Source organism: Arenibacterium sp. CAU 1754, from assembly GCF_054482635.1.
Genome location: NZ_JBTLRG010000002.1, coordinates 1,200,232 through 1,224,929 on the forward strand (window position 1 = coordinate 1,200,232; position 24,698 = coordinate 1,224,929).

Consider the following 24,698-nt stretch of genomic DNA (forward strand, 5'->3'; position numbering starts at 1 on the left):
TTCACATGCGGCGAATTGTAAACGTGATGATAATGCAAAATATTGAAGGCCGCCCTCGAAGGGGCGGCCGTTCAGTGGGTTTGGCGGCCTCAGGCGGCATGTGCCGGTGCAAACCCGTGCGGGTCGAGGGCGCAGTGACCTTTTGCAATCACTGACAGGATCGCGCGGGTCTCACCGTAAGAAAGTTTGCGAAAGAATGCCTTGTCCGCGCTCAGCGTGGGAACATGCAGCAGGCTCCCGGTTTGGGCATAGACGATTTCTTCGTCGTCGAAAAACAACTGCGTTGCGGTAACCGGGCGATATCCGGCGACCGGGGCAATGCCCGCAAAGCCGGACATCGCAGCAATCGGGGCCAGAACAAAGGGGTCCTCGAACAGGGCATGTTGCGGGGATTGATGCAGGACCACGTATTGACCGGCTGACAGGGTCAGATCGCAGCAATTGCCCAGGCTGCCGGTCGGAACGTGCCATTGCTGATGTGGTCCTGCGGGCAGGGTGCGGCGGGTTGCGGCCTGAAGGGTCGCGAAACCACCGTCCAGCGTATAGACCCGATCGCCCTGGTGCAGGTCATCCACCGGGCGCCAGCCGGTCGGCGTTTCCAGCATCGTGCCGGACAAGAAGGCGCTGATTTCGCGGCGACGAGGCATCGGTGGGCGCTGCGGTTCTGTGGTGCGCGGCGTCAGAGTTGCGGTTTCAAATGCGGCGAATTCCTGGGTGTGGTTCAGAAACATGGTGGGCTCCTCGGTCAGTCGTTGTGAGTTTGAACTGACACCAAGGGGCTCTTGGAATTTGCCGTTTTTTCGGCCCTTTCAGGGCCGAATTTCTTTACTTTTTACGGCTGCGGGAAAGTCCGCCCTGCGCGGGTGCGATTTGTCGTATTCCGAGAACGCGCAGTAATCTCCGGTTAACCATGGTGCGTCAGGACAAGCGCGTAACCGCCGGAATCGAAACTGATTCTCGGCCCCATCGCGGGCCTGGTCAGGGCGATTCCGGGGAAATTTTGAGGCCGGGTGCGGTTACTGGCTACAGTGGCCGATCAGGTTCTCGTATTGCTGGGTGACCCAACCGAGCGCCTCTTCGGGGTTGCGCTCCTCGATCTCGCCGGTCAGTCGTTCGAACACCTGCGCCGAGCGGCTTTCATCGACCACTTCGAAGTTTTGGGCCGTCACAACAGTGTTGTAGACAAAGAACGCGATGGCAATCAGCAGAACGCCGCGCGCGACGCCAAAGAGGAAGCCAAGCCCCTGATCAACCCCGCCCAGGGCCGACCGCTGAACGATCGATGAAAACAGCGGTGTGAAAAAGGACATGACGATCAGGGCCACGGCAAAGACCGCGGCAAAGGCACCGATAACGCTCAATTCGCAGCTGTCTGCGATGAATTCGCCAACGACAGGCAATTCCTTGATCATGGGTTCGACCTTGGGGGCGAACAGAAATGCGACGATTGCCGCCACAACCCAGCCTGCGATCGCCATGACTTCGCGGACCAGACCGCGGGAATAGGCCAACAATGCCGAAAGCACGATGATCACCGCCACGATCCCGTCGATGATGGTAAAACCTTCCATTTGCGTCGCCTGCCTTTTCTTTGCTTCGTCTTTGATGCGCTCGAACCGTTCGCGCGCACATTACCCGGCTCCGAAGACTTCGCCAACAAAACCCGTCAAATCCGTCGGTCTGGTCAAAGCCAGACCACCATCTGTGCCGGTTTTGCCACCCGCCGGGGCAATGGCGGCGGTAAAACCAAGTTTTTGGGCTTCTTTCAACCTGTTTTCGGTCTGTGGGGCGGGACGTAACGCACCGGAAAGGCTGATTTCGCCGAAAACAACCGTATCTGCGGGCAAAGCGGCGTCCTCGCGGGCCGACAAAAGGGCGGCAGCCACTGCCAGATCGGCCGCCGGTTCTGAAATTTTCATACCACCGGCCACGTTCAGATACACATCGAGCCCGGCAAAAGGGATTCCACAGCGCGCCTCAAGCACGGCGAGAATCATTGCCAGGCGCCCGCCGTCCCAGCCGACAACCGTGCGCCGGGGCTGCGAATGGGGCGAGGGGGCGACCAGCGCCTGCAGCTCGACCAGAACCGGGCGGGTGCCTTCGATGCCGGCAAACACGACGGACCCGGGCGATGGCTCCCCCCGTTCAGACAGGAACAGGGCGGACGGGTTCGTGACCTCGGCCAGACCGGCGCCGGTCATTTCGAACACGCCGATTTCATCCGCCGGGCCAAAGCGGTTCTTGACCGCGCGCAGGATGCGGAACTGGTGGCCGCGTTCACCTTCGAAATAGAGCACGGTATCGACCATGTGCTCCACAACGCGGGGGCCGGCGATCTGGCCCTCCTTGGTGACATGGCCGACAAGAATGACGGAAGTGCCGCGCCGTTTGGCGAATGTGGTCAGCTCATGCGCGGCGGCGCGGACCTGGCTAACCGATCCCGGGGCGCTTTCGACATTGTCGGCCCACATGGTCTGAATTGAATCGATGATCGCCAGTTGCGGGCGCTCGGATTCCAGCGTGGTGAGGATATCGCGCAGGTTGGTTTCGGCGGCCAGTTGCACGGGCGCATCGGCCAGCCCAAGGCGCTGGGCGCGCATCCGGACCTGGGCCGAGGCTTCCTCGCCCGAGACATAGATGGTTTTCAGACCGCTATTGGCGAATTGCGCGGCCGCCTGCAAAAGAAGTGTCGATTTTCCGATTCCCGGATCGCCGCCGACGAGAATGGCCGATGCGGGCACGAGGCCGCCGCCCAAGACACGGTCAAGTTCCGCGATCCCGGAATGGGTGCGGGGCGGCGGGGATTCCTCGGTCGAGAGGTCCGTCAGGGGAATGGCGCTGCCGCGTTTGGCGCCCAGTGACTTGCTGGCCGGTCCCGTCGATAGCGGGGTTTCCTCGACAATGGTGTTCCAGTCGCCACATGCTTCGCAGCGCCCGGACCATTTTGAAAACGAGGCCCCGCAGGCCGAACAGGTGAAGGATTTGGATTTTGCCATGGGGGCGTTGTGACCGCTCAGCGTTTGGCCGTCAAATAGCTTGTTCCGATCGAGGCCAGAACACAGCCCGTGAACAGGTACAGGCCCCATGCGGTTTCGATCCGCGCCAAGCCGATGCCCTTGGCGATGACGACGTAAAGGGCGATGAGAAAAACATCGGCCATGGCGAGTTTTCCCAGAATTTCCAGTACCGGTAGCACTTTGCGCCGCAACAGGCCAAACTGGATCAACGCAAGGCCGATGGTTTTCATATAGGGCGCAAAAACCGCCAGAAAGGTCACCAGCAGCGCAAGGATAACGTCGGTGCCCCACAAGGATTGCAGACCGGAAACAATACTGACTTCCTTGAGCCCAAACAGCGGGAGCGAAATACCCGCACGCAGCAGCGGTGAAAACCACGCGATGGGGAACAGGACAAGCAGGGACAGGTTGGCGATACGGAGCAAAACAGCACCTCTATTAAGATATGTTATCGAAACATTGGGCGTTTGCGCCGATGTGAAAAGGGGGAAATGCCAATATCGGCGCCCCCTTGAAACTTTATCTCACGGCCTCAATGGGGCCTTCGGCGCGGCCATGGATGAACTGATCCAGATAGGGATCGCCGGAATTGTCCATCTCGGACACGGGCCCGGTCCACTGGATCACGCCGTTGTGAAGCATGGCCACATTGTCGGCAATGGCGCGCACCGATGTCATGTCATGGGTGATGGTCATCGCCGTGGCGCCCATTTCGGTCACGATTTCGCGGACCAGATCGTTGATGACGCCGGCCATGATCGGATCAAGGCCCGTGGTGGGTTCATCGAAAAAGATGATCTCGGGATCGGCGGCAATGGCGCGGGCCAGCCCGACGCGTTTTTGCATGCCGCCCGACAGTTCGGCCGGGAAGAGGTCGGCCACATCGGGTGTCAGCCCCACGCGGCGCAGTTTTTCAATCGCGATTTCGCGCGCTTGGCTTGCAGGTTTTTTCAACGCGCCGCGCAGGTGGCGAAAGGATACGTTCTGCCAGACCGGGAGCGAGTCAAACAGCGCGCCGCCCTGAAAAAGCATGCCGAACCGGGCCAGAAATGCGTCGCGGTCGCCCTTTGTGGCGTCCTGACCGTCGACCAGGATTTTGCCGCTGTCGTGCGGAATCAACCCAAGAATGCATTTCAGGGCCACCGATTTCCCGGTGCCCGATCCGCCGATGATCACCATCGACGTCCCGCGGGGCACATGTAGGGTCATGCCCTGAAGCACGTGCTTCTCGCCAAAGGATTTGGTGACGTTTTCCAGCCGGATCATATCGAAAAGAATATCCCCGTAAGAACAAAGTTGGCGGCCAGGATCAGGATAGCGGCGGCCTCGACGCTGTTTTTGGTGGCGCGGCCCACACCTTGGGCGCCGCGCTCGGACCGCATACCATAGTAGCACCCCATCAGGGCGGCGATCACGCCGAATGCGGCGCCTTTGACAAGGCTGGACACGATATCGCGCGCCTCAAGAAAATCGACCGTGTTCTTAAGATAGGCGGCCGCGTTGAACCCCAGATTCTGCACCGAGACGGCATAGCCGCCGCCGATTCCAATGACATCGCCCACGCCGACCAGAAGGGGCACGGTGATCAGCGCCGCCAGAACGCGCGGCACGACGAGGTATTTCATCGGATGGGTCGACAGGGTCACCAGTGCATCGATCTGCTCGGTCACCTTCATCGTGGCGATTTCGGCCGCGATGGACGAGGTGACACGCGCCGCGATCATCAGGCCAACCAGAACCGGCCCCAGTTCGCGCACCATGCCGATGGCGACGATCTGCGGCACCACGGCCTCGGCGTTGAAACGGGCGCCGCCGGAATAGATTTGCAGGGCCAGCGCGCCGCCGGTGAAGATGGCCGTCAGGCCAACAACCGGCAGCGACAGCCACCCGATGTGCAGCAGGGACACCAGCAATTCCCGCGGATAGAGTGGCGGGCGAAAAACATGGCTGAACGTGTTGGCCGCAAACAGCGTGAACCGCCCGACCAGGGCGACAAAGGTCAGGGTGAGTTTTCCCAGAACCGCCAAGGGGGTCAGAATGCTCATGTCTCAAAGCTCCGACTGTATCGCGGTCCGAGGCTGGTTAGAATTTCATAGCCGATGGTTCCGGCCGCGTCCGCCAGCGTATCCACGCCTTGCTGCGTGCCAAGAATGGTCAGGTAATCCGGGTCGCCCGAAATATCGGTCATGTCCACGGTGATCAGATCCATCGAGACCCGTCCGGCGACCGGGCAGGGCTGTGGTCCGTGATACAGCGACGCTTTGGGCCCCATGGCCCGGATCAGACCGTCGGCATAGCCTGCAGCAACCGTCGCCAGGCGCGTCGGGCGCTCGGCGGTCCAGCTGTTGCCGTAACCAACCGTTTCTCCGGTGTCGAGCGTGCGGATCTGGATCACCGGCAGGTCCAGCGTGACAACCGGGCGCGCGTTTTCAAACGGCAACCCGCCATAAAGGCCGATACCCGGGCGGGTCAGGTCGAAATGATAGTCCTGGCCCAGCAGGATGCCGCCCGTGTTGGCGAAGGAGCGCGCGACATCGATGCCGGCGGTCATCTCGACAAAGGTCTTCAGTTGCCGGGCGTTCATCGGATGATCGGGTTCATCGGCACAGGCAAGGTGCGACATGATCAGCACCGGCATCTGGCTGAGGGCAATATCCCTAAGCGCGGCCCATTCGGCGGGTTCCATGCCCAGGCGGTTCATCCCGCTGTCGAGCTGAATGCCAAACCCGCGTCCCGGCAGGGTTTCCACCTGGCGCAACAGCTGGTCGACCGAATTCAAAAGCGGGGTCAGCCCGTGGTCGCGGATCAGGGACGTGTCGCCTTCCATATGACCGGAAAAGACAAAGATGGTTGGCCCCGAACCCAATGCCTGGCGCAACTCGGCACCTTCTTCGGCCTGGGCCACGAAGAACCGGCGCGCGCCTGCCTTGGCCAGGGCCTTGGCCGCAGGGGCGACCCCCAAACCATAGGCATCGGCCTTGACCACGGCTGCGGTTTCACAGGCGGTCATGGCATTCAGCGCCTGCCAGTTTGCGGTCAGCGCCCCGAGATCGATTGTCAGATGTCCACTGCTCATGTCCCGTTCATGACACGGGCGCGCCGGGCGTCAAGGGGGAAAGGTGTCCTGTGCGGCGTGCCGCCGCCGGTTTGGCCCGGGTACACAAGGGCAATCAATATGGCGGAAGGGGTCAGAATTGCTGATCGTCCTGTTGCCAGGCTTTGGCCAGGTTGCCGAAACGGGTGAACTGCGCCTCGAAGGAAAGTTCGACGGTGCCGATGGGGCCGTGACGCTGTTTGCCTACAATGATCTCGGCCTTGCCATGCAGGCGTTCCATTGCCTGTTTCCATTCTTCCAGTTTGTCCAATTCGTGATCGCCGGGTTTCTCGCGTTCCTTATAGTATTCCTCGCGGAACACGAACATCACCACGTCGGCGTCTTGTTCGATCGATCCCGATTCACGCAGGTCCGAAAGCTGAGGACGTTTGTCATCGCGGCTTTCGACATTCCGCGACAACTGGGACAGGGCCACGACCGGGATGTTGAGTTCCTTGGCAATGGCCTTCATCCCCATCGAGATTTCGGCGATTTCATTCACCCGATTATCCGACATGCCGCGGCACAGCTGCAGATAGTCGATCACCAGCAGGTCAAGCCCGTGGGTCCGTTTCAGCCGCCGCGCCCGCGCGGCAAGCTGCGAAATCGGCAGGGCTGGCGTGTCGTCGATGAACAGCGGGCAGCTTTCCAGATCCTTGGCCGCCTGAACGAAGCGGCGGAATTCTCCTTCGGTCATGTCTCCCTGACGGATTTTGTGGGACGAAATTTCGGACGCTTCGGCAAGGATACGGCCCGCCAACTGTTCGGCACTCATTTCCAGTGAGAAGAATCCGACCACGCCGCCATCAACCGCACCTTCGGTGCCGTCGGATTTCAGCCCACGCTTGTATGCTTTGGCGACGTTGAAGGCGATGTTGGTGGCTAGCGATGTTTTCCCCATCGACGGACGACCGGCAAGGATCAAAAGGTCCGAGGGGTGCAAGCCGCCCAATTGCCTGTCCAGATCTGAAAGCCCGGTCGAGATACCGGCCATGCCGCCACCGCGCTGATAGGCCTCGTTCGTGACATTGACCGCCTCGGTGACGGCCTTGAGAAAGGATTTGAACCCGCGCTCGGTCTGGCCCTGTTCGGCAAGTTGATAAAGCTTTTGTTCGGCGTCGACGATCTGTTCCCTGGGTTCGCTGGCGACCTCGACCCGTTTGGCGCGTTCGGAAATGTCGTTGCCCAGCCCGATCAATTCACGGCGGATCGCAAAGTCATAGATCATCTGAGCATAGTCGCGCACCGCAAAGGCGCTGATCGCGGTGCCGGCCAGTCGCGCCAGATAGGCCGGGCCGCCCAGTTCCTTGAGCCCTTCGTCGTCTTCCAGAAACGCCTTGAGCGTGACAGGCGAGGCCAGCGCGTTCTTGGCGATGCGGGCCGAGGCGATTTCGTAGATGCGGGAATGGACCGGGTCATAAAAATGCTGCGCGCCGATGATCGAGGCGACGCGGTCATAGATATCGTTGTTGGTCAGAATTGCGCCCAGCAGCTGTTGTTCCGCCTCAATCGAATGGGGCAGGGTATCAGGTGTCTGCGTGTCAGTCTGGCTGGCGTCAAAACTGCTGATTTCGTTCATTTTGCCCTCAATTTCGCCGCACGACCGCGCTTGCCGGATGGTTTGGCGTGATTAGCTCAGGCGACCTGCCCACCGCAAATTGTATGTTTCTGTGGACAACCTGTGGGTCGCAAAATTTTGGCCCATATTGACGTTTTCGGGGTCTTGCGGTCAACATGTTGTGGCTTTTCGCCAAGGGGGATTCCGAAAATTCAGCGGAAATCCCCGGATGCGTCAGCCTTTCTGACGGGCTTCCTGCCACTCCCGGGGGGCATTCAGGAAGGATTCCACCTCTTTCAGGGTCTCTTTGTCGAAGGCCCCTGATTCCTTGGCTTCGGCCAGAACGTCCCACCAGGTGCACAGGTGGTGCAGCGTGACGCCGTGATCACCCAATGACTTTATCGTGTCGGGGAAAATGCCGTAATAAAAGATGACGGCCGTATGCGCGCAGGTCGCGCCGGTGTCGCGGATCGCATCCACAAAGCTCAGCTTGGAGCCGCCATCGGTGGTCAGATCCTCGACCAGAAGAACCCTGTCGCCTTCGCTCATGACACCTTCGATACGGGCGTTGCGGCCATAGCCTTTGGGTTTCTTGCGCACATAGGTCATCGGCAGGGCCATGCGTTCGGCAACCAGCGCGGAAAACGGGATGCCCGCGGTTTCACCGCCGGCGATGTTGTCAAACGCTTCGAAGCCAGCATTGCGCATGACCGTGACGGTCAGGAAATCCATCAGCGTCGACCGGATACGCGGATAAGAGATCAGCTTGCGGCAGTCGATATAGGTTGGGCTGGGCAGACCCGAGGCCAGCGTGAACGGCTCGGCCGCATTCAGGTGGACCGCTTCGATTTCCAGAAGCATGCGGGCGGTCAGGCGGGCCATTTCCGATTGCGAAGGGAAGGAGGAGGGGATCATGCGCAGGGTCCTGTGGTTCGGGGCCGGGTCTGTGGTCCGACGGTCAAATATTGGGGGCGGGCGTCAGCCGGTGACGGCCCAATGCAGGGGAAAGCCGGGGTCGAAAACGGTAACCGGCCCATCCTCCGTCTCGATGTGATCGGGATAGGTCACCGGATCGCCCTTGGTCAGGGAGATGGTGTCTGTATTGGCAGGCAGCCCGTAAAAGGCCGGACCATTCAGTGCGGCAAACCCTTCGAGCTTGTCCAGCGCGTTTTCTTCTTCGAACACCTGCGCGAGGATCGACATGGTGTTGGTCGCGGTGAAACACCCGGCACATCCGCAGGGCAGGAGTTTGTTCGCATCGGTATGCGGCGCGCTGTCCGTGCCCAGAAAGAACCGTTTTTCACCGCTGGTCGCAGCGGCGCGCAGGGCAAGGCGATGCGTTTCCCGCTTGGCCACCGGCAGGCAGTAATAGTGCGGTTTGATCCCCCCGGCGAGGATATGGTTGCGGTTGATCACCAAATGGTGGGTCGTGATCGTCGCGCCAAGGGTGTCGTCCTGTGCAGTTACGTAATCGACCGCGTCGGATGTGGTGATATGTTCCATCACCACCCGCAGCCCCGGCGTTGCACGGCGGATCGGATCGAGGACACGGTCGATGAAAACAGCCTCGCGGTCAAAGATGTCGATCTCGGGATCGGTCACTTCGCCATGGGTGCACAGGGGCAGGCCGATGTCGGCCATGCGCTCCAGCACCGGGCGCACCTTGTCGAAGTTGGTCACACCGCTGGCGGAATTGGTGGTCGCACCCGCCGGATACAGTTTGACCGCCGTGATCACCCCGGCGGCATGGGCGGCCGCCACGTCATCGGGGTCCGTGTCTTCGGTCAGGTAAAGCGTCATCAACGGCGTGAAATCCATACCGTCGGGCAAGGCGGCAAGAATGCGGTCGCGATAGGCGACGGCCTGCGCGCCTGTCACCACCGGGGGCACCAGGTTGGGCATGATGATGGCCCGCGCGAAATGGCGGGCGGTTTCCGGCAGGACGGCCCTCAGCATCGCGCCATCGCGCAGGTGCAGGTGCCAATCATCGGGGCGGCGCAGAGTCAGCGTATCGGTCATGATCCTCCGCTAACACAGGTGCAAAGCGCGGGCCAGTAGGGCGAGGCAATTTGCGCATTTTTGCGTCCTGCGCGCCGAGGCCCGGAAAGGGGGCAAACACCCCGCGTTGTTCGCTAGGCCCGTTCGCCGGGCAGGTCGAACTCTCCGGCGGATGCTCGGCCTTCCAGGATTTCCAGCTTGCGGCGGAATTTGGCGGCCTCGTGGCGACGGGTCACGTTGCGGCACAGCAAGGTATTCAGATAGGGGCGATCATCCTTGTCCAGACGGCCCATCAACGCGCGCAGATAGGAATTATTGTCGCGTCGGGCGCGGTACAAGTTGCTGAACGCGCGCTCGCTCAAACGTCCGCTGTTTGCCAATTTCAGGATTTCGTACAGGATATCCATTTCCAGCAGGCGTGTCTGCAGGGCTCCGCCCATGTTGCGCATCCGGAAACGCGTAACGTTCGATCGTGCGAACAGGGCCGAATGCATGGCGTCCAACTCCTCGGACGGGTCATAGAGCACAAAGGCGCGCTGCGCCCCGTCCAGCATGTCGGGCGCATAGCCAAACCTGTCCGTGAAGGACGTCCGCCGCATTTCGACAAAGCGCGGGTCCCATTCGGTCATTCGCGGATCAAGCGTGGCCTGCGGCTGTACAGCAACAACGGTCGCGCCCGGCGCGGAGACCGAAAAAGCCGCCGCCGCATAGCCGCAGGGACCGGCGCCGTAAAACAGCACCTGATCGAAGTCTTCAAAGAACTCATTGTCGATCAATTCATCGAAATAGGCATAGACGCGCGGATCGCGAAACCACGTATCGCCTTGTGAGATCAGGCAAAGATGCGACCAGCCTTCGGATTTGACCATGTCAAAGCCAAAGGGCTGCGCGGTTTCGGACAGCGAGCGGATGCCCTGGACCGTTTCAAAGGTCACCAGAAGCGTTTTGCCTTGCTTGATGAAGGTCGAAAAATGCCGCGAGCCCAGCGGGCGATAATCGCCGTACTTGCGCGCCAAGGAAACCAGACGCGATTTCCACTGGACTGTTTCCAGACCTGTCATCGGTGTTTGAAGCATCTTCGAAAGGTCTTCCATAGCCCTGATCCCTAGTACCCCGGTCATTTAATCGAGGCCACGGATCAAAGGCTAGAAAAGGGGGATTATTGTGGAGTGATTCAAACCCAACGGGACCGGTTTCAGATCATTGTTCCGAATTCGAGCGTCCAAGGTTCGCGAATCTGGTCAGGGTGCGCGCCGAGGCGGCATTTATCGGGCGAGACGCGGGGGTCATCAGCAGGCGCGCGAACAGGGCGCGCAGGGGTTCCTGCTGCATGAGTTCGTGGAATCTGAGCTTGCGCCATTCCACCGCCTGGCTGTGCAGTTCGGGCAGTTTTTCATCCTGCATCAGGGTGTTGCGGAACGCGTTGCTGGGGTCGGACAGGGCCTGAACGGTTTTGTCCGTATCGGTGTTGAAGTTCCGCTCGACCCAGTAATCCATTCCCAAGGCATGATCCGAATGTACAGCACGCCCGCGATCTGCCTTGAGAAGAAAACTTTCCATGGCGCCCAAAGGATAGTGATTGAGCTGGACCAGACCGTAATTCGGGCGGCCATAGTTCGAGAATATCCGGCGGGTCTTGAACTGATCCTCGAGATCGCGGCCTTCGCCGTCGAACCAGCGTGCCGCGCCCAGTTTTTCTGCGTTCGGGCTGCGCGGGCGATGAACACCCAGCTTGGCATAGGTACCGTCGTTTCGGTACAGCGTCTTGAACATGGCCGACCGCCAGGGCCAGTACATTATGACCGGGGCGCAGCGGGTAAATGTCTGCGTGATCGGCGCATCGCTATAGCGGACTACGTCGCCGTTGCCGAACAGACGCCAGGTCAGCGTGATGGCGGTGGCATCCGGCAAGGCCGCCAGCAGGGCAGGGACCGTATGATCGCCGGTGTGGATGTTGACGAACTCATCGACATCCAACGGCAGGATCCAGTCGGCCGTTTTCACGATGTCCATCTTGTCGGCCATCTTCAGGGCGGTGAACTGGATGCCGCCCTTGTCATAGGGGCCGTCGTTGCGCACATGGATCAGCCATCCCATTTCGGCCAGCCGGTCCAGAATGGCATCCGTCCCATCCTGACAATCGTTGGAAAATACAAGGAAATCCGTGAATCCCGCAGCACGATGATGCGCGATCCACTCCAGCAGAAAGGCACCTTCGTTGCGAACGGTCAGAACTGCGAGAATTTTCAAGGGGTTACCAGTCTCTGCGAAAGACGACGACCTTGGCGTCCGACCATTTCGGGAAATAAACGAGGCCCGCCTGCATCATTGCATTGAACACCGCGGCCACGCCTTTGGAGCCGATCCACTGCGGATGAAGCTCCAGAATGGCAACCCGGACATTGGACAGGTCGATATCCGGTATCACGTGTTCCTCGGCCCCTTCGATGTCGCAGATCAGAACGTCCGGGTTGATGTTGCGGATCGTCGACCTGGTTTCGGCGATCTCGATCTCTTCTTCGGCGACGATGTTGCCTTCGTCCTCTTTGGTCATCGAGGAGGAGAGAAAATTCTTGCGGATGTAAAACGTCGTCTTGCCCGGTTTTGACCCCAGAAGGACGTTGTGAACATGCGCGTTGTCGATCTTGTTTTCGGCGTGGACGCGTTTGATGAAGGGGATCAGTTGCGGATTGGCTTCGAAGGAATGGATTTCCTTTACCTTCTTGTGCGTGGCCAGCAGCGACGAGATGAAACCGATGCCGGCCCCCAGTTCTACCACCGTATCCCCGTCCTGAACGGCCTTGAGCACGGCCCTGGCCTCTTTGGCCTCATATTCGCCGGATCGCACACTGCCGCGGATGCGACCGGTTATGAAAACGCCGTCCTTGGGAAACCGAACGCCATGCGACTCGATATACGATTTGTTCGAAAACGTCGGTACTGTGGTTTTGGCGTCGGTCAAAATCAGCTCTCCATATCCAGCGCAAGGGCATAGGCCACGCGCTCGGTTTCGGTCAGTTTCACCTTGAGGGCCTGTTCGTAAAGGTCGTGAAACTCGGGCATGCCGTGCAGTTCTTCGGCCTTGGCCTTGTGCCAGGCGAGCCCTTTTTCGTGCCAGGTGCGCAGCGTGTCATCCTGCATCAGCCGGTCATATTCGGCGCGCAGCCGCGGAATGTTGCGTTTGATGGTGATGTCGCGGAAATCGGACCAGTCCATGCGGATCCAGTAGTTCAACCCGATCGAGCGGTCGACATGCAGGGCGCGGCCACGCTGGCGTTTGATCAGGAAACTTTCGGCGCTGCGCAGGGCGTAGTGGTTCAGTTGCAGCAGGTCATACCCGATTGATTTCTTGGAACTGCGCCAGCCGTTTTCGGCGGCCTCCCGTGTCATGTCCTTGCCGGACCCGTTGACCCAGCGCACCTTGTCCTTGAACCCGTCGTCCAGCTTGTTGGGGCGGTGGCAGCTGATCTTGGCATAGGCGCCGATGTTCTTGAACATCGTCTTGAACCCCCAAACGGTGTGCGGTTTGGGGCAGTATTTCGGGGCGCAGGTGTCGAACTGTTCGATGACGAAGTCGTCTGCCAGACGCGTGATGCCATTGTGCCCGAACAGCCTCCAGGTCATCGCGACGTTGGTGGCATCGGGCACAGCGGCAAAGAAATCATCCAGGGTGCCGTTTCCAGTGCGCACGTTCATGAATTCGTCCACGTCGATATGGATGATCCAGTCGGCATTTTTCAGCACCGGTTCCTTGAGCGCGGAATTCAGCGCGTGTTGCTGGGGCGAATTGCCCTTCCACTTGTCGTTGTTGCGATGCTGCAGAACGCCCATGTCCTGCAGTCGGTCCAGAATTTCGCTGGTCCCGTCCGAACAGTCGTTGGTGTAGATCAGGAAATTGTCGACACCGATAGCGCGATGATAGGCGACCCATTCCACGATATAGGGCGCCTCGTTCTTCATGCAGCCGACGATAACGTTGCCGGTCGATCCTTTGGGCAGGGCGCGGGGCGGCATCGGGGTATAGGCCGAGGCCAGTTCCTCTTCGTTCACGGCGCCCAACCGGTTATGCGGCGCAAAGGAGGATGTTTTCAGCTTTTCGAAATTCTCGACCGCCAGGGGCGGCATCACGGCGCGGGCGGTCTCGCTCAGCCCGATATCGCCGCCAGCGGGCGCGGGGGCAGGGGTGTCCGGCGTGGCCCCCGATGCGATCCGGGCCAGATCGGCGGCTTTTCCCTTGCGCTCCTGCCGGGTGGCCTTGTCGATGCGATACATGAAGGCCAGCAAATATTGCGAGGCGCGATAACCGTTGCCGGGGTCGGCCTCGGTCCAGACCTTTTTGGCGCGCGCTGGTGTCAGGGCACTGCCCTTCAGCGCCGGGTGATCCGCGATCAGTTGCTTGTTTGCGTCCTTGAACCGTTTGGAAATCGCGGACAGGTTGGCAGGATCCAGTGGCGGACCATCGATCTGGATTTCGGTGATGAAACTGCGCCACAACTGCCGGGGCAGGATGCGTTTGCGGCTGGCCAGAACCCGCAGGATCAAATCGTTCAGCTGGCGCCCGCGGGTAAGCCACGCCTCGGACGGTGGTGTCGGCAGATCGGTTGCCGTGGTTTTGCCAATGCTGGAGTCGATGTCGAAACAGGCGCGGATTTCCTCGGTCAGGGACTCGCTTGCAAAAAGGTCGGGGTCGTAGGGGCGCAGACGGACCGACCCAGCGCCGAACACATCCTCCCAAAAGGCGGTCAGCGCGGCATAGTCCAGCCAGAAGGGCGGCGCCTGGTTTTCCTCGAAAACACCGGCTTGCGGATCAATCGGATCGCTTGCGTCCAGACAGGACTGCCACCAGTCATTTGCTTTGGTCAGCTCCAGTTCCCGGTCAAGCGGGGCGGCGCGCCCCTCAAAGATTTGCGCCGCATAGTGGCGGGCCAGCAGACGCGCCTGTTCATCAACATGGGCAACGATACGAATGTCGTCGGAGAGCGGGCCCAGCAGGGCGCGCAATCGTTCCAGTTCGGATGTGCGGTGCAGCGAGGCCCCAAGCTGCGAGGCTGACAGGATCATCACCTCGGGCTGATGTTGGGCGACTTCGCGGGCCAGATCGGCGGCAAGGCTATCGTTCAGAGCGGCCTGTTTTTCCGCCGTGATATAGCCGCGGTTGAACCTGAGCGGATCGATATGATCCGGGTCGGTCACCGCCATGAAAAGGCGCGTGTGGTTCTTGGCGCCGGGGCTGCGCGGGTAGAGGATGTTCTTACCCAGCAAATTCTCGCGCTTGTCGGCCAAAGTCATTTGCAGGCGGTTCGCGCCGACATGTTCAAGCCCGATATGAAGATAAATCCGCATCAGCCCGCCTCGCGTATCGGGTTGGCGTTCAGTTTCCCCCACCACGGCAGATCGCGGCCCAGAAAGTCGCCAATTCGAAACGGTGCGTCAGGATCGTTCACGTCAAATTCCAGGTAATCGTCACTGTGGCGAAAAAATTCGGCCAGGCTGTCGTAATGGCCGTCAATCCACTGCATGCGTTCTTTGCTGGTCGTGCCATAGCCGGGCGGCAGACCCGGGATGTTGCTGCCGGGCAGGCGTTCGGTCCCAAGGTTGGACCAGGCGAGCATGGATTGCGACATGGCAAATGCATCGCGTCGCGAAGCCAGGAAACGGATGCCCGGGTGATGTTGGCGCAGGGCCATGATGATCGCAAAATCGGTCTGCGGCCAGATCGAGCGGTCGCCGCGCAGCATGCTCATCTCTGAAATCGCGGTGATTTCCGGTATGCGCGCCGCCGGATCGCCGGTTTCGAAATATCCCTGATACATGAGCTCGGCCACATAGGCGCCCTTGAGCGCCGGGTCAGACGTATTGCGCCCGCGGATGCGGTGATCCGCAACCCGCAGCCCGGCCATGCGCAACGCCTTGGCAAGCGAGGTCGTGCCCGATTTCGGCAGGCCCAGATTGACCGCGATCAAGGTCACGAGGCCAACCCCAGCTGGATCAGCATCTGTTCTTCCTGCGGGGGGAGCTTGGACGCGGTGCGCAACTGCTCCTGCATCTCGCGATATTCGGGCTGTTTCAGCAGGTCATCGCGTTTGGCAATGTGAAGCCTGACCGCTTCGTCGTGCAGGGCCCTGATCTCTTTGTCTTTCTTCAGTTCCGCGAGGGCCTGTTTCAGGTCCGGCAGATACCGCTGGATCGATGTGTCGGCCAAGGCCGGGTCGTTGCGTTCGCGCCAATAGGTGTCATCGAATGCGCGGTGTTCGCGGTTCACGTCACCCCGGTCGTTCTTGACCAGATAACTGTCCAAACTGCGCAGCGCATAATGGTTCAGCGTGGCGAAATCCCGTGCGCCATGGGCGGGGAATTTGCGGATGCGGCGCGGATTGGCCGCGACCAGAAACTTGTGCTGCACCTTGCGCCCGGATCCATCGGTCCAGGACGGACGTTTCCGCGGCGCTAGGTTGCCTTTGAAGAAGGGGCGGTGCGCGCCGTAGTAGTGCAGCGGAAAATCGTGACGGACCAGCGATTTGACTTCGATCGCAACCTCGCCGCACCACAAGTCCGGATTATGGGAGCGGTCGAACTGGGCGATGATCGGTTCGTCCTTGAACGTTTCGATGTCATTGTTGGCGAAGAACTGGAAATTCAGCGAAATCGCCTGCGGATTGTCGCAGGCCTCGATCAGGGCGGGGATGGTGTGATCGCCCACGTGGATGTTCAGAAATTCATCGACATCCGCGATCCAGACCCAGTCGGCATTGGCCACAACGTCGTGGCGGCGCGCGTCCTTGAGCGCCTCCATCTGGTAATTGCGTCCCTTGGCCGGGTTGGGCAGGTGATGGACGATCCCACGCGCCGCGAGGGCATCCAGCAACCGGTCGGTCGCATCCGTGCAGTCGTTGGAATAAAACAGAAAATCGGTGACGCCGATCAGCCGGTTGAAGGCAATCCATTCCAACAGGAACGGCCCCTCGTTCTTTACGCAGGTCACTGCGGTAATCCGCAGACCGGCCTCTTTGCTGTCGCCGCTCATTTTCGCATTCGCCTCTGCGTTTCGCCCCACCGGGTGGCCACGCATTTTTGTTATGTCTCTCTTCGCATTTCACGGGGAAACCGTCAACATTTCGGGCATATCGCACTCTTCTTCTACAAAGGTCTAATGGGGCCTTGCTTGACCTTGTCAGTTTCTCGTGACCTGTTGGGCGCAACAAAGGAGAGATCATGTCCGTTCCCGCCTCAATCGACGCCGTTCAAAAGATGTTGAGCGATCAGGGTTATGTCTGTGGCCGCGCGCTGGCCACGGTTGTTTTCCTGTCCCTGAAACTGGGCCGGCCGCTGTTTCTGGAAGGCGAGGCCGGTGTCGGCAAGACCGAAATCGCCAAGGCTCTGGCCGCCGGCCTGAACCGCCGTCTGATCCGGCTGCAATGTTACGAAGGTCTGGATGCGGCAAGTGCTGTCTATGAATGGAACTTTCCCGCGCAGATGGTGGCCATCCGCACGGCCGAGGCCTCGGGCGGGGCGGATCGCGATGCATTGCAGACAGAATTGTTCAGCGACGAATATCTGATCGAGCGCCCGTTGCTGCAGGCGATGCGCCCGGATGAGAACGGCGCGCCGGTTCTGCTGATTGACGAATTGGACCGCACCGACGAACCGTTCGAGGCCTTCCTGCTTGAGGCTTTGTCTGATTTTCAGGTGACGATCCCGGAAATGGGCACGATCAAAGCGCCTGAGCCGCCGATCGTGATCCTGACCTCCAACCGGACACGCGAGGTGCACGATGCGCTGAAGCGCCGGTGTCTGTATCATTGGGTCGATTACCCGGATTTCGACCGCGAGCTGGAAATCCTGCACGCCCGCGCCCCCGAAGCGTCCGAGGCCCTGAGCCGCGAGGTTGTGGCCTTTGTTCAATCCCTGCGCACCGAGGATCTGTTCAAGAAACCGGGGGTTGCGGAAACCATCGACTGGGCCAAGTGTCTTCTGGCGCTGGACGTGATCAACCTCTCGCCCGACGTCATCGCCGACACGCTGGGCGCAATCCTGAAATACCAGGACGACATTCAAAAGTTGCAGGGGTCCGAGGCCAAACGCATTCTGGATCAGGTCAAGGCCGATCTGGAACCCGCCTGAGGGCGCGCAGATGTCTGAATACGCGCCTCTGGACATCCCCGAGAACCCGAAACTGGTTCACAACATCACCCATTTTGCGCGCGCGTTGCGCAAGGCGGGGTTGCCGATCGGACCGGGGCGGGTGATCGACGCGATCCGCGCGGTCGAGGCGGCGGGGTTTTCCGAAAAGCGTGACTTTTACTGGACCCTGCACGCCTGTTTCGTCAATCGCCCGGAACATCGGGTCATCTTCAATCAGATCTTTCGGCTCTACTGGCGTGATCCGCGCTATCTGGAACATATGATGTCGATGATGCTGCCCGCCATTCGCGGCGTGCAGGAAGAGCGCGCGGCGCAATCGGGGGAAAAGCGCGCGGCCGAGGCGCTGCTCGACGGACTCGAACCCGAACTGCCGGAAACCAGCGACGCAGGCGAGGAAGAAACCCAGATCGAAATCGACGCAAGCCTGACGATGTCGTCCGAAGAACGGTTGCGCACCCTTGATTTCGAACAGATGAGCACCGACGAGGTGGCACAGGCCAAACGGATGCTGGCGCGGCTGTCGCTGCCGGTCAAACCGATTGCGTCGCGCCGGGGCCAGGCGGCGCTGCGCGGCGCGCGGATCGACTGGCGGCGCACCTTGCGCGGCTCGATGCGTCAGGGTGGCGAAATCCATGACATAGCCCGGCTGCACCCGAAACCGCGCTGGCCCAACCTTGTCGTGCTGTGCGATATTTCCGGCTCGATGAGCCAGTATTCGCGCATTATCCTGCATTTTCTGCATGCGGTTTCGAACGCGAAAGGGGCCGGTTGGGCCAAGGTGCATGCCTTCACCTTTGGCACACGCCTGACCAACATCACCCGGCATCTGCGTCAGCGGGATGTGGATGCCGCCCTGGCCGCCGCCGGGGCCGAGGCGCAGGACTGGGAGGGCGGCACGCGCATCGGCGCCTGTCTGCACGAATTCAACCGCGACTGGTCGCGCCGGGTCATGGGGCAGGGGGCTGTTGTCCTTTTGATCACCGACGGGCTGGACCGGGACGACCCGGAGGCACTTGCCCGCGAGATGGAGCGGCTGCACCTGTCGGCGCGTCGGCTGATCTGGCTGAACCCTCTCTTGCGCTGGGAGGGGTTTGCTCCGCGCGCGCAGGGCATTGCCGCGATGCTGCCCCATGTCGACAGTTTCCGCGCCGGGCACTCCGTTGCGTCGCTGGAAGAACTGGCACAGGTCATTTCCCGCCCCGAAGACATGGGAGAAAAGGCCCGTCTGATGGCCATGATGAATTCCTGACCCGACGTGCTTTGGGACGGTTCGCGCCGTTGATGCAACCAAACCGCGTCTTGGCGCGTTTGATCTGCAACCCCATATAAAGGGTTCAGGAAAGGACGCATCATGAAATCGCTTCTGAAATCTACAACCGCACTGCTTCTCGCCACGTCGATGAGCCTGCCACACACGGCATTTGCCGCCGACGAAGGCACATCGGGGCCGACGGATGAACAGATCAAAAAACTGAACCTTGATCCGTCATTGTCGCAGGGCAACGGCGACGCGTCGGCCGAGACCGGGGCGCAGGCCGAAAGCGGCGCCGCTGACGGAACCGCGAAAAAGACCAAGGAGCAGATCCAGGCGGAACGCAAGGCCGCGCGCGAAGCCGAAAATCAGGCGATCAAGGACGCGCGCAAAGCCGAACGTGCTGCCGAGAACGCGGCCGAGCGGGAAAGACGCAAAGCTGAAGCTCAGGCCAAACGTGCCGCAAAACTGGCCGAACAGGCCAACGCAGCCGCCGCTGCGGCCGACTCTGACGGCGCGGCCGATGCCCAGGTGAGTACGGAAACCGTGACGGCGGATGATGTGCGCAGTTCGACCGAGGAATATGCGACGCCCGCGACACAGACGACCGCCCCTGCGGTCCGCCCCAAGAAGGACGATGGCATTTCCGATCTGGGCAAGGTCGCATTGTTGGGTCTGGGTGCGCTGGCCGTCGGGCAACTGCTCAAGAACGGTGACAAGGTGGTCTCGAACTCGGGCGACCGTGTGGTTGTCGAGGGCGAAGACGGGTTCCGCGTTCTCAAGAACGACGACGTCCTGCTGCGTCAGGCCGGCAGCCAGGTCCGGACCGAGACGTTCTCGGATGGATCAACCCGGTCTTTCGTGACCCGTGAGGACGGCAGTCAGGTGATCACCATCCGCTCGGCCGATGGCCGGGTGCTGCGTCGAACGCGCCTGCTGGCGGATGGCCGCGAGGTTCTGTTGTTTGACGATACACAGGTCGAACAGGCCGTATCCGTCAATGACCTGCCCCGGTTCACGGACGCAAACGCGGTCTATGGTCAGGAGGTCAGCGATCAGGACCTTGAACTGGCCCTGATGGCCACACGCGATACGGGCGTCGAACGCCGCTTTTCGCTGGCGCAAATCCGCAGCATTGATGCCGTTCGCCACCTGGTTCCCGAAGTTCCGGTGCGCAACATCAATTTCGAAACCGGCTCATCGGTCATACGCTCGGCCGAAGCGCGCCAGCTGGCGCGTCTGGGCAGCGCGTTGCGCGGGGCGATCGAGAAACATCCCGATGAGGTGTTCCTGATCGAAGGCCATACCGACGCTGTCGGCGGCGCCGCCTACAACCTCGCCCTGTCGGACCGCCGGGCCGAGACCGTCGCCCTTGCCCTGAGTGAGTATTTCAACGTGCCGCCGGAAAACCTGGTGGTCCAGGGTTATGGCGAGGCCGACCTGAAGATCGAGGTGGAAACTGCAGAACGCGCGAACCGTCGGGTGACCGTGCGCAGGATTACCCCGCTGCTGCAATAACCGCCCTCTCAGTCCCTATTTCAAAGCACATTCCAGCCGGTCACCCCGAAAGGGTGGCCGGTTTTTTTATGGAAACAGACCGGGATTCGGTGAATTTGACATAAATCATTCCAGAACTGGAATGTGATTCGTATTCTGTCCTTTGAATGCAACTGCAAATAGAAAGGACGTGCGATGCAGATGAGCTGGAAATCTGGCGGCGTGCTGCTGGGACTTGTGTTCTTTGCGGCGGTGCTGTTGGTCAAGCCGATCGGGGTTTCGACACAGTTCGTGATCCTCGACGGCATCGTAGGGGACATAGTGAACCCCGATCTGGTAAGCGAAGTTGACGGAAAATATACCTCGACCAATGCCTATTTGGCCAAGTCGGGGGGCAAATACGCCAAATCGGTCGCCAACCCATTGAATTACAGTTTCGTTTTCGTTCTGGCGATGGCGCTGGGCGGATTTATGTCTGCCTATATGCGCGGCGGGATTAGCAAGGCCGAGCGCACGGTGCCCGCGCTGTGGCGGGCGAATTTCGGGGATGCCCCGGCGAAACGCTACATCGCCACCTTTGTTGGTGGTTTCATAGTGCTTTACGGTGCGCGGCTGGCCGGGGGCTGTACCTCGGGGCACATGATGTCAGGCATGATGCAGACGGCGCTGTCGGGATATCTTTTCGCGCTTGGCGCCTTCGCCGCGGCGGTCCCGGTGTCCATTCTCATGTTCAAGAAGGAGGCATAAGCCATGACGACGCTGATACTTGCCGTTGTGATCGGAGTGGCCTTTGGCGCGGTTCTGGACCGGGTTGGCGCTTCCAACCCCTCCGTCATTGGAAGGATGCTCAATCTCACAGACCTGAGGCTGGCCAAGACAATTCTGCTGGCCATCGGGGTCGGATCGGCCCTGATGTTTGGTGGGCAGATGCTGGGCCTGGTGGATGTCGGGCACATGTCCGTCAAAGCCGCTTATGTTGGTGTTGTTCTGGGCGGCGTTCTGCTGGGCGCAGGCTGGGCCATGGCGGGGTTCTGCCCGGGCACAGGTGTTGTCGCCGCAGCCAGCGGTCGCAAGGACGCCCTGTTCTTTATTGCCGGGGGTCTGCTGGGGGCAGCCGCCTATATGGTGACATATCCCAGTTGGAAAGCATGGGGCATTCTTGACCCGATCGCCGGCGGGAAAGTGACCCTGGGGGCCGTTCCGGGTGCGAATTACGAAGGTTTGACAGCCTTGCCCGGTGACATTCTCGGCCTTGTTCTGGGCATCTGCTTCATCCTTGTTGCCATCGCCTTGCCCGAGCGTCTGGTCGGCGGCCGCGCCAAGATGCAACCGGCCGAATAACAGCAATTTTCCCGGGGTCTCGTCGTTTCCCCGGGAAATGCGGTTCGACATTTCGCGGACCGTTTGGCAACAGCCCGGCAGTGAGTGTCCTGCCGGGCTGTTTTTGCGACCTTTTGGGGGCAGACACCACCGGCGTGACAGATCATACTGTGCGCCGGGAGGTACCAAATGGACCGGTTTGACAATATTCCTGAAACGGCGCTGGGCTGGCATCGTGACGGTGTGGGCGCCGCTTTGGCCACCGTGGTTGAAACCTGGGGCAGCGCCCCGCGCCGGACCGGCGCGCAGCTGGCCATTGGCGGTGACGGGCGCATCGAAGGGTCGGTTTCAGGCGGCTGCGTCGAAGGCGCGGTGATCGTTGAGGCGCTTGAGGCGTTGGAAAAAGGCGAACACCGACTTTTGGAATTCGGTGTCAGCGATGAAGACGCCTTTGCCGTGGGTCTGGCCTGTGGCGGGACCATCCGGGTTCTGGTCGAACCGGTTGGCGCGGTTCTGCCCGTGGACATGCTGGAGGAACTCGTCGAGGCCCGCAAAAACCGCCGCCCACTGACATATGAGGTTAATGTCGACACCGGTCAGCGCTCCCTGTCTTTTGATCGCTATCCGGATCGGATGCGCATGGACCGCTCCGGGTTCGAAGAGGACGGCAAGACCTTTGTGGCCGTACACAATCCGCCCTTGCGGTTGATTGTGGTTGGCGCGGTTCATATTGCCCAGGCCCTTGTGCCAATGGCGCGGATCGCCGGGTATGACCCGGTTCTGATCGACCCGCGCGAAGCCTTTGGATCAGAGACGCGGTTCCCGGGTGAAAAGATCCTGCAGGACTGGCCGGATGAGGCCGTCACAAACATCGGATTGGACAGTCGCACGGCGCTTGTTCTGCTGACCCATGATCCGAAACTGGATGATCCGGCGCTGATGGCAGCGCTGAACGCGGACGTGTTTTACATCGGGGCGCTGGGATCGACGCGGACCCATGCAAAACGTGTTACCCGGCTGGAAGAGGCGGGGTTCAGTGCCGAACAGATCGGGCTGATCCATGGCCCCATCGGTCTGGATATCGGCGCGGCGGGTCCTGCTGAGATCGCAGTGGCCGTTCTTGCGCAGATGACGGCCGTTCTCAGGGGACGGGCCAAGTGAAATTCGGAAGTGTCGCCGTCGACGACGCCGCAGGCGCGGTTCTGGCCCATTCGGTCGCTGTCGGGGGCGGGCGTCTGCGCAAAGGGGTCGAACTGACAGCCGATCATGTGCAATCGCTGAGAGACGTGGGCATTCAGTCGGTCACGGTTGCCCGGTTGGACCGGGACGACATCGACGAAAACGCCGCCGCGGCACAACTGGCCGCGGCGCTGGTCCCCGATCCGGGGCTGGCCGGGCTCAAGGTGACGGAGCCCTTTACCGGGCGGGTCAATCTGATTGCGCAGGGGCCGGGGGTTGTCATTCTGGATGTCGCCGCGCTAGAGGCGTTCAACCGCGTGCATCCGATGATCACGATCGCCACCGTTCCGCCGTTTCAGCAGATGGAACAGGGCGGCATGGTGGCCACGATCAAGATCATCGCATACGGGGTGCCGCGCGCGGATGTCGACAAGGCCGCTGTAACGGCGCGTGACGCCTTGCGACTGGTCGCACCCATTTACGCGACGGCCGGTCTTGTGGTCACCGATATCCCCGGCGGCCCCGATAACACCAAGGGCATTCGTGCAATCCGCAACCGGCTGGAGGCGCTGGGCATGTCGCTGAGCGAAACCCTGACCGTTGCCCACAGGTCCGAACCGCTGGCCGATGCGTTGCAGCGCCTGTCAGGCGATGTGGCATTGATCCTGACCGGGTCGGCGACCTCGGACATCGATGATGTCGCGCCAAGTGCCGTGCTACAGGCGGGAGGCAGAATCGACAGGTTCGGCATGCCGGTCGATCCGGGCAACCTGTTGTTCCTTGGCCAGTTGGGCGCGCGGCCTGTCATCGGCCTTCCGGGCTGTGCGCGCTCGCCCGCGCTCAACGGGGCGGACTGGGTGCTCAGCCGGGTGGTCTGCGGGATCACGGTGACGGGTGACGATATCGCAGCGATGGGTGTTGGCGGACTGCTCAAGGAAATTCCGACACGGCCGCAACCCAGGGCAGGGCGAAACCGCGGCTGATGCCGCTCTGGGTTCGGGCGGATCGGCGGGGCGTTTGATAGCCACTGTGCCTGCGAATAATTTGGAATCTTGGCGGATTGGTTGGTCGATGTCGGTGCCGTTGTCGCTGACGCCAAAGAATCCTGATCCCATGTCGGTTTTGTGACCAAGGCAAGTCGGGTCGGCTGCTCAGATCGGTGTTTTTGTCGAAATTGATCTGCGCGGGTTTGCGACGAAGGTCCCGGCCGTTTTGTTTTTTCTCGCGTGGCCACTATCTCCGCGGGGGAACAACAGGCATTCCAAATCTCATTTTGCCTGATCGGTGCAGGTCCGGTCTTTCATTTGATGGAAAGCTGCGCTTTTCGCTTCGCGACGCAAAGGCGACCACCCGGTTGTTTGCAGATGCTGTCAAACGGGTGGTGTTTTGGCCCGATTCACAACGGGGCGTTGAATACTACTACCAAAGACTAACGGACATCTGCGCGATCACGGGGTTTTATAGCTTCTCAACCATCAAGGGCCGTGCTTAACTCTGGTCAAATCAAATAGTCTTAAGGGAGGACGAGATGGCGCGAGTTGAGATGACGGTTAATGGTCGTGCGCTGAGCGGCGACGTTGAGGGTCGCACGTTGCTGGTTGAGTTTTTGCGCACTCAGCAGGGTTTGACGGGGACGCATGT

The 24,698-nt window shown here is 60.6% G+C and carries 23 protein-coding genes and 1 pseudogene; 8 read left to right on the forward strand and 16 right to left on the reverse strand.

The annotated features are described in order from the left end of the window. Positions 1 to 89: 89 nt before the first annotated feature. The 16 genes from ACXYMO_RS12615 to ACXYMO_RS12690 all read right to left on the reverse strand — a co-directional run bounded on the left by ACXYMO_RS12615 (position 90) and on the right by ACXYMO_RS12690 (position 16,664). Entirely contained in the window at positions 90 to 731 is a 642-nt protein-coding gene (locus tag ACXYMO_RS12615; protein WP_458879033.1) for a Hint domain-containing protein, read from the reverse strand. A gap of 285 nt (positions 732 to 1,016) precedes the next feature. Next, a complete protein-coding gene (locus ACXYMO_RS12620; RefSeq protein ID WP_458879034.1) occupies positions 1,017 to 1,571 on the reverse strand; it encodes a CvpA family protein in 555 nt (184 codons plus the stop codon). Positions 1,572 to 1,631: 60 nt separating this feature from the next. Beyond that, positions 1,632 to 2,996, reverse strand: a complete 1,365-nt coding sequence (gene radA, locus ACXYMO_RS12625) for a DNA repair protein RadA (protein WP_458879035.1) — start codon at positions 2,994 to 2,996, stop codon at positions 1,632 to 1,634. Between the two features lie 17 nt (positions 2,997 to 3,013). Further along, on the reverse strand, positions 3,014 to 3,442 hold the full coding sequence (locus tag ACXYMO_RS12630) for a paraquat-inducible protein A (protein WP_458879036.1): 429 nt from the start codon (positions 3,440 to 3,442) through the stop codon (positions 3,014 to 3,016). Positions 3,443 to 3,536: 94 nt separating this feature from the next. Next, complete coding sequence (locus ACXYMO_RS12635; RefSeq protein WP_458879037.1) at positions 3,537 to 4,283, reverse strand: ABC transporter ATP-binding protein; 747 nt, start codon at positions 4,281 to 4,283, stop codon at positions 3,537 to 3,539. Next, a complete protein-coding gene (locus tag ACXYMO_RS12640) occupies positions 4,280 to 5,062 on the reverse strand; it encodes an MlaE family ABC transporter permease (RefSeq protein ID WP_458879038.1) in 783 nt (260 codons plus the stop codon). The genes ACXYMO_RS12635 and ACXYMO_RS12640 overlap by 4 nt, the downstream gene beginning before the upstream one ends. After that, on the reverse strand, positions 5,059 to 6,093 hold the full coding sequence (alr, locus tag ACXYMO_RS12645; protein ID WP_458879039.1) for an alanine racemase: 1,035 nt from the start codon (positions 6,091 to 6,093) through the stop codon (positions 5,059 to 5,061). Before alr ends, ACXYMO_RS12640 begins: the two co-directional genes overlap by 4 nt. A 112-nt stretch (positions 6,094 to 6,205) precedes the next feature. Beyond that, positions 6,206 to 7,690: a replicative DNA helicase gene (locus ACXYMO_RS12650; RefSeq protein WP_458879040.1), complete on the reverse strand. Its 1,485-nt coding sequence runs from the start codon at positions 7,688 to 7,690 to the stop codon at positions 6,206 to 6,208. Positions 7,691 to 7,903: 213 nt separating this feature from the next. Next, positions 7,904 to 8,584: an orotate phosphoribosyltransferase gene (locus ACXYMO_RS12655; protein WP_458879041.1), complete on the reverse strand. Its 681-nt coding sequence runs from the start codon at positions 8,582 to 8,584 to the stop codon at positions 7,904 to 7,906. 63 nt (positions 8,585 to 8,647) lie between these two features. Beyond that, complete coding sequence (gene pyrC / locus ACXYMO_RS12660; protein WP_458879042.1) at positions 8,648 to 9,688, reverse strand: dihydroorotase; 1,041 nt, start codon at positions 9,686 to 9,688, stop codon at positions 8,648 to 8,650. 113 nt (positions 9,689 to 9,801) lie between these two features. Beyond that, positions 9,802 to 10,761, reverse strand: coding sequence for a phosphoadenosine phosphosulfate reductase (locus tag ACXYMO_RS12665; protein ID WP_458879043.1), 960 nt, complete (start codon positions 10,759 to 10,761; stop codon positions 9,802 to 9,804). Positions 10,762 to 10,867: 106 nt separating this feature from the next. Continuing rightward, positions 10,868 to 11,917 (reverse strand): glycosyltransferase family 2 protein, encoded by a 1,050-nt coding sequence (locus tag ACXYMO_RS12670; protein ID WP_458879044.1) that lies wholly within the window; start codon positions 11,915 to 11,917, stop codon positions 10,868 to 10,870. 4 nt (positions 11,918 to 11,921) lie between these two features. After that, entirely contained in the window at positions 11,922 to 12,629 is a 708-nt protein-coding gene (locus ACXYMO_RS12675) for an FkbM family methyltransferase (protein ID WP_458879045.1), read from the reverse strand. 2 nt (positions 12,630 to 12,631) lie between these two features. Continuing rightward, entirely contained in the window at positions 12,632 to 15,010 is a 2,379-nt protein-coding gene (locus ACXYMO_RS12680) for a glycosyltransferase family 2 protein (RefSeq protein ID WP_458879046.1), read from the reverse strand. Continuing rightward, entirely contained in the window at positions 15,010 to 15,636 is a 627-nt protein-coding gene (locus ACXYMO_RS12685) for a hypothetical protein (protein ID WP_458879047.1), read from the reverse strand. Before ACXYMO_RS12685 ends, ACXYMO_RS12680 begins: the two co-directional genes overlap by 1 nt. Next, positions 15,633 to 16,664, reverse strand: coding sequence for a glycosyltransferase family 2 protein (locus tag ACXYMO_RS12690; protein ID WP_458879091.1), 1,032 nt, complete (start codon positions 16,662 to 16,664; stop codon positions 15,633 to 15,635). The genes ACXYMO_RS12685 and ACXYMO_RS12690 overlap by 4 nt, the downstream gene beginning before the upstream one ends. A 215-nt stretch (positions 16,665 to 16,879) precedes the next feature. Between ACXYMO_RS12690 and ACXYMO_RS12695 the strand changes: the two genes are divergently transcribed. The 8 genes and pseudogenes from ACXYMO_RS12695 to ACXYMO_RS12730 all read left to right on the forward strand — a co-directional run. Further along, the gene (locus tag ACXYMO_RS12695) at positions 16,880 to 17,788 is read left to right on the forward strand and encodes an AAA family ATPase (protein ID WP_458879048.1); all 909 of its coding nucleotides are present in this window, start codon (positions 16,880 to 16,882) and stop codon (positions 17,786 to 17,788) included. Between the two features lie 10 nt (positions 17,789 to 17,798). Then, positions 17,799 to 19,058 (forward strand): vWA domain-containing protein, encoded by a 1,260-nt coding sequence (locus ACXYMO_RS12700; protein ID WP_458879049.1) that lies wholly within the window; start codon positions 17,799 to 17,801, stop codon positions 19,056 to 19,058. Positions 19,059 to 19,160: 102 nt separating this feature from the next. After that, positions 19,161 to 20,579 (forward strand): OmpA family protein, encoded by a 1,419-nt coding sequence (locus tag ACXYMO_RS12705; RefSeq protein WP_458879050.1) that lies wholly within the window; start codon positions 19,161 to 19,163, stop codon positions 20,577 to 20,579. Positions 20,580 to 20,753: 174 nt separating this feature from the next. Then, the gene (locus ACXYMO_RS12710) at positions 20,754 to 21,305 is read left to right on the forward strand and encodes a YeeE/YedE thiosulfate transporter family protein (protein ID WP_458879051.1); all 552 of its coding nucleotides are present in this window, start codon (positions 20,754 to 20,756) and stop codon (positions 21,303 to 21,305) included. Between the two features lie 3 nt (positions 21,306 to 21,308). Beyond that, positions 21,309 to 21,899 (forward strand): DUF6691 family protein, encoded by a 591-nt coding sequence (locus tag ACXYMO_RS12715; RefSeq protein WP_458879052.1) that lies wholly within the window; start codon positions 21,309 to 21,311, stop codon positions 21,897 to 21,899. Positions 21,900 to 22,067: 168 nt separating this feature from the next. Next, on the forward strand, positions 22,068 to 23,039 hold the full coding sequence (locus tag ACXYMO_RS12720) for an XdhC family protein (protein WP_458879053.1): 972 nt from the start codon (positions 22,068 to 22,070) through the stop codon (positions 23,037 to 23,039). Beyond that, a complete protein-coding gene (locus tag ACXYMO_RS12725; RefSeq protein WP_458879054.1) occupies positions 23,036 to 24,040 on the forward strand; it encodes a molybdopterin-binding protein in 1,005 nt (334 codons plus the stop codon). Before ACXYMO_RS12720 ends, ACXYMO_RS12725 begins: the two co-directional genes overlap by 4 nt. A gap of 545 nt (positions 24,041 to 24,585) precedes the next feature. Beyond that, a pseudogene (locus ACXYMO_RS12730) lies at positions 24,586 to 24,698 on the forward strand ((2Fe-2S)-binding protein); the annotation flags it as partial.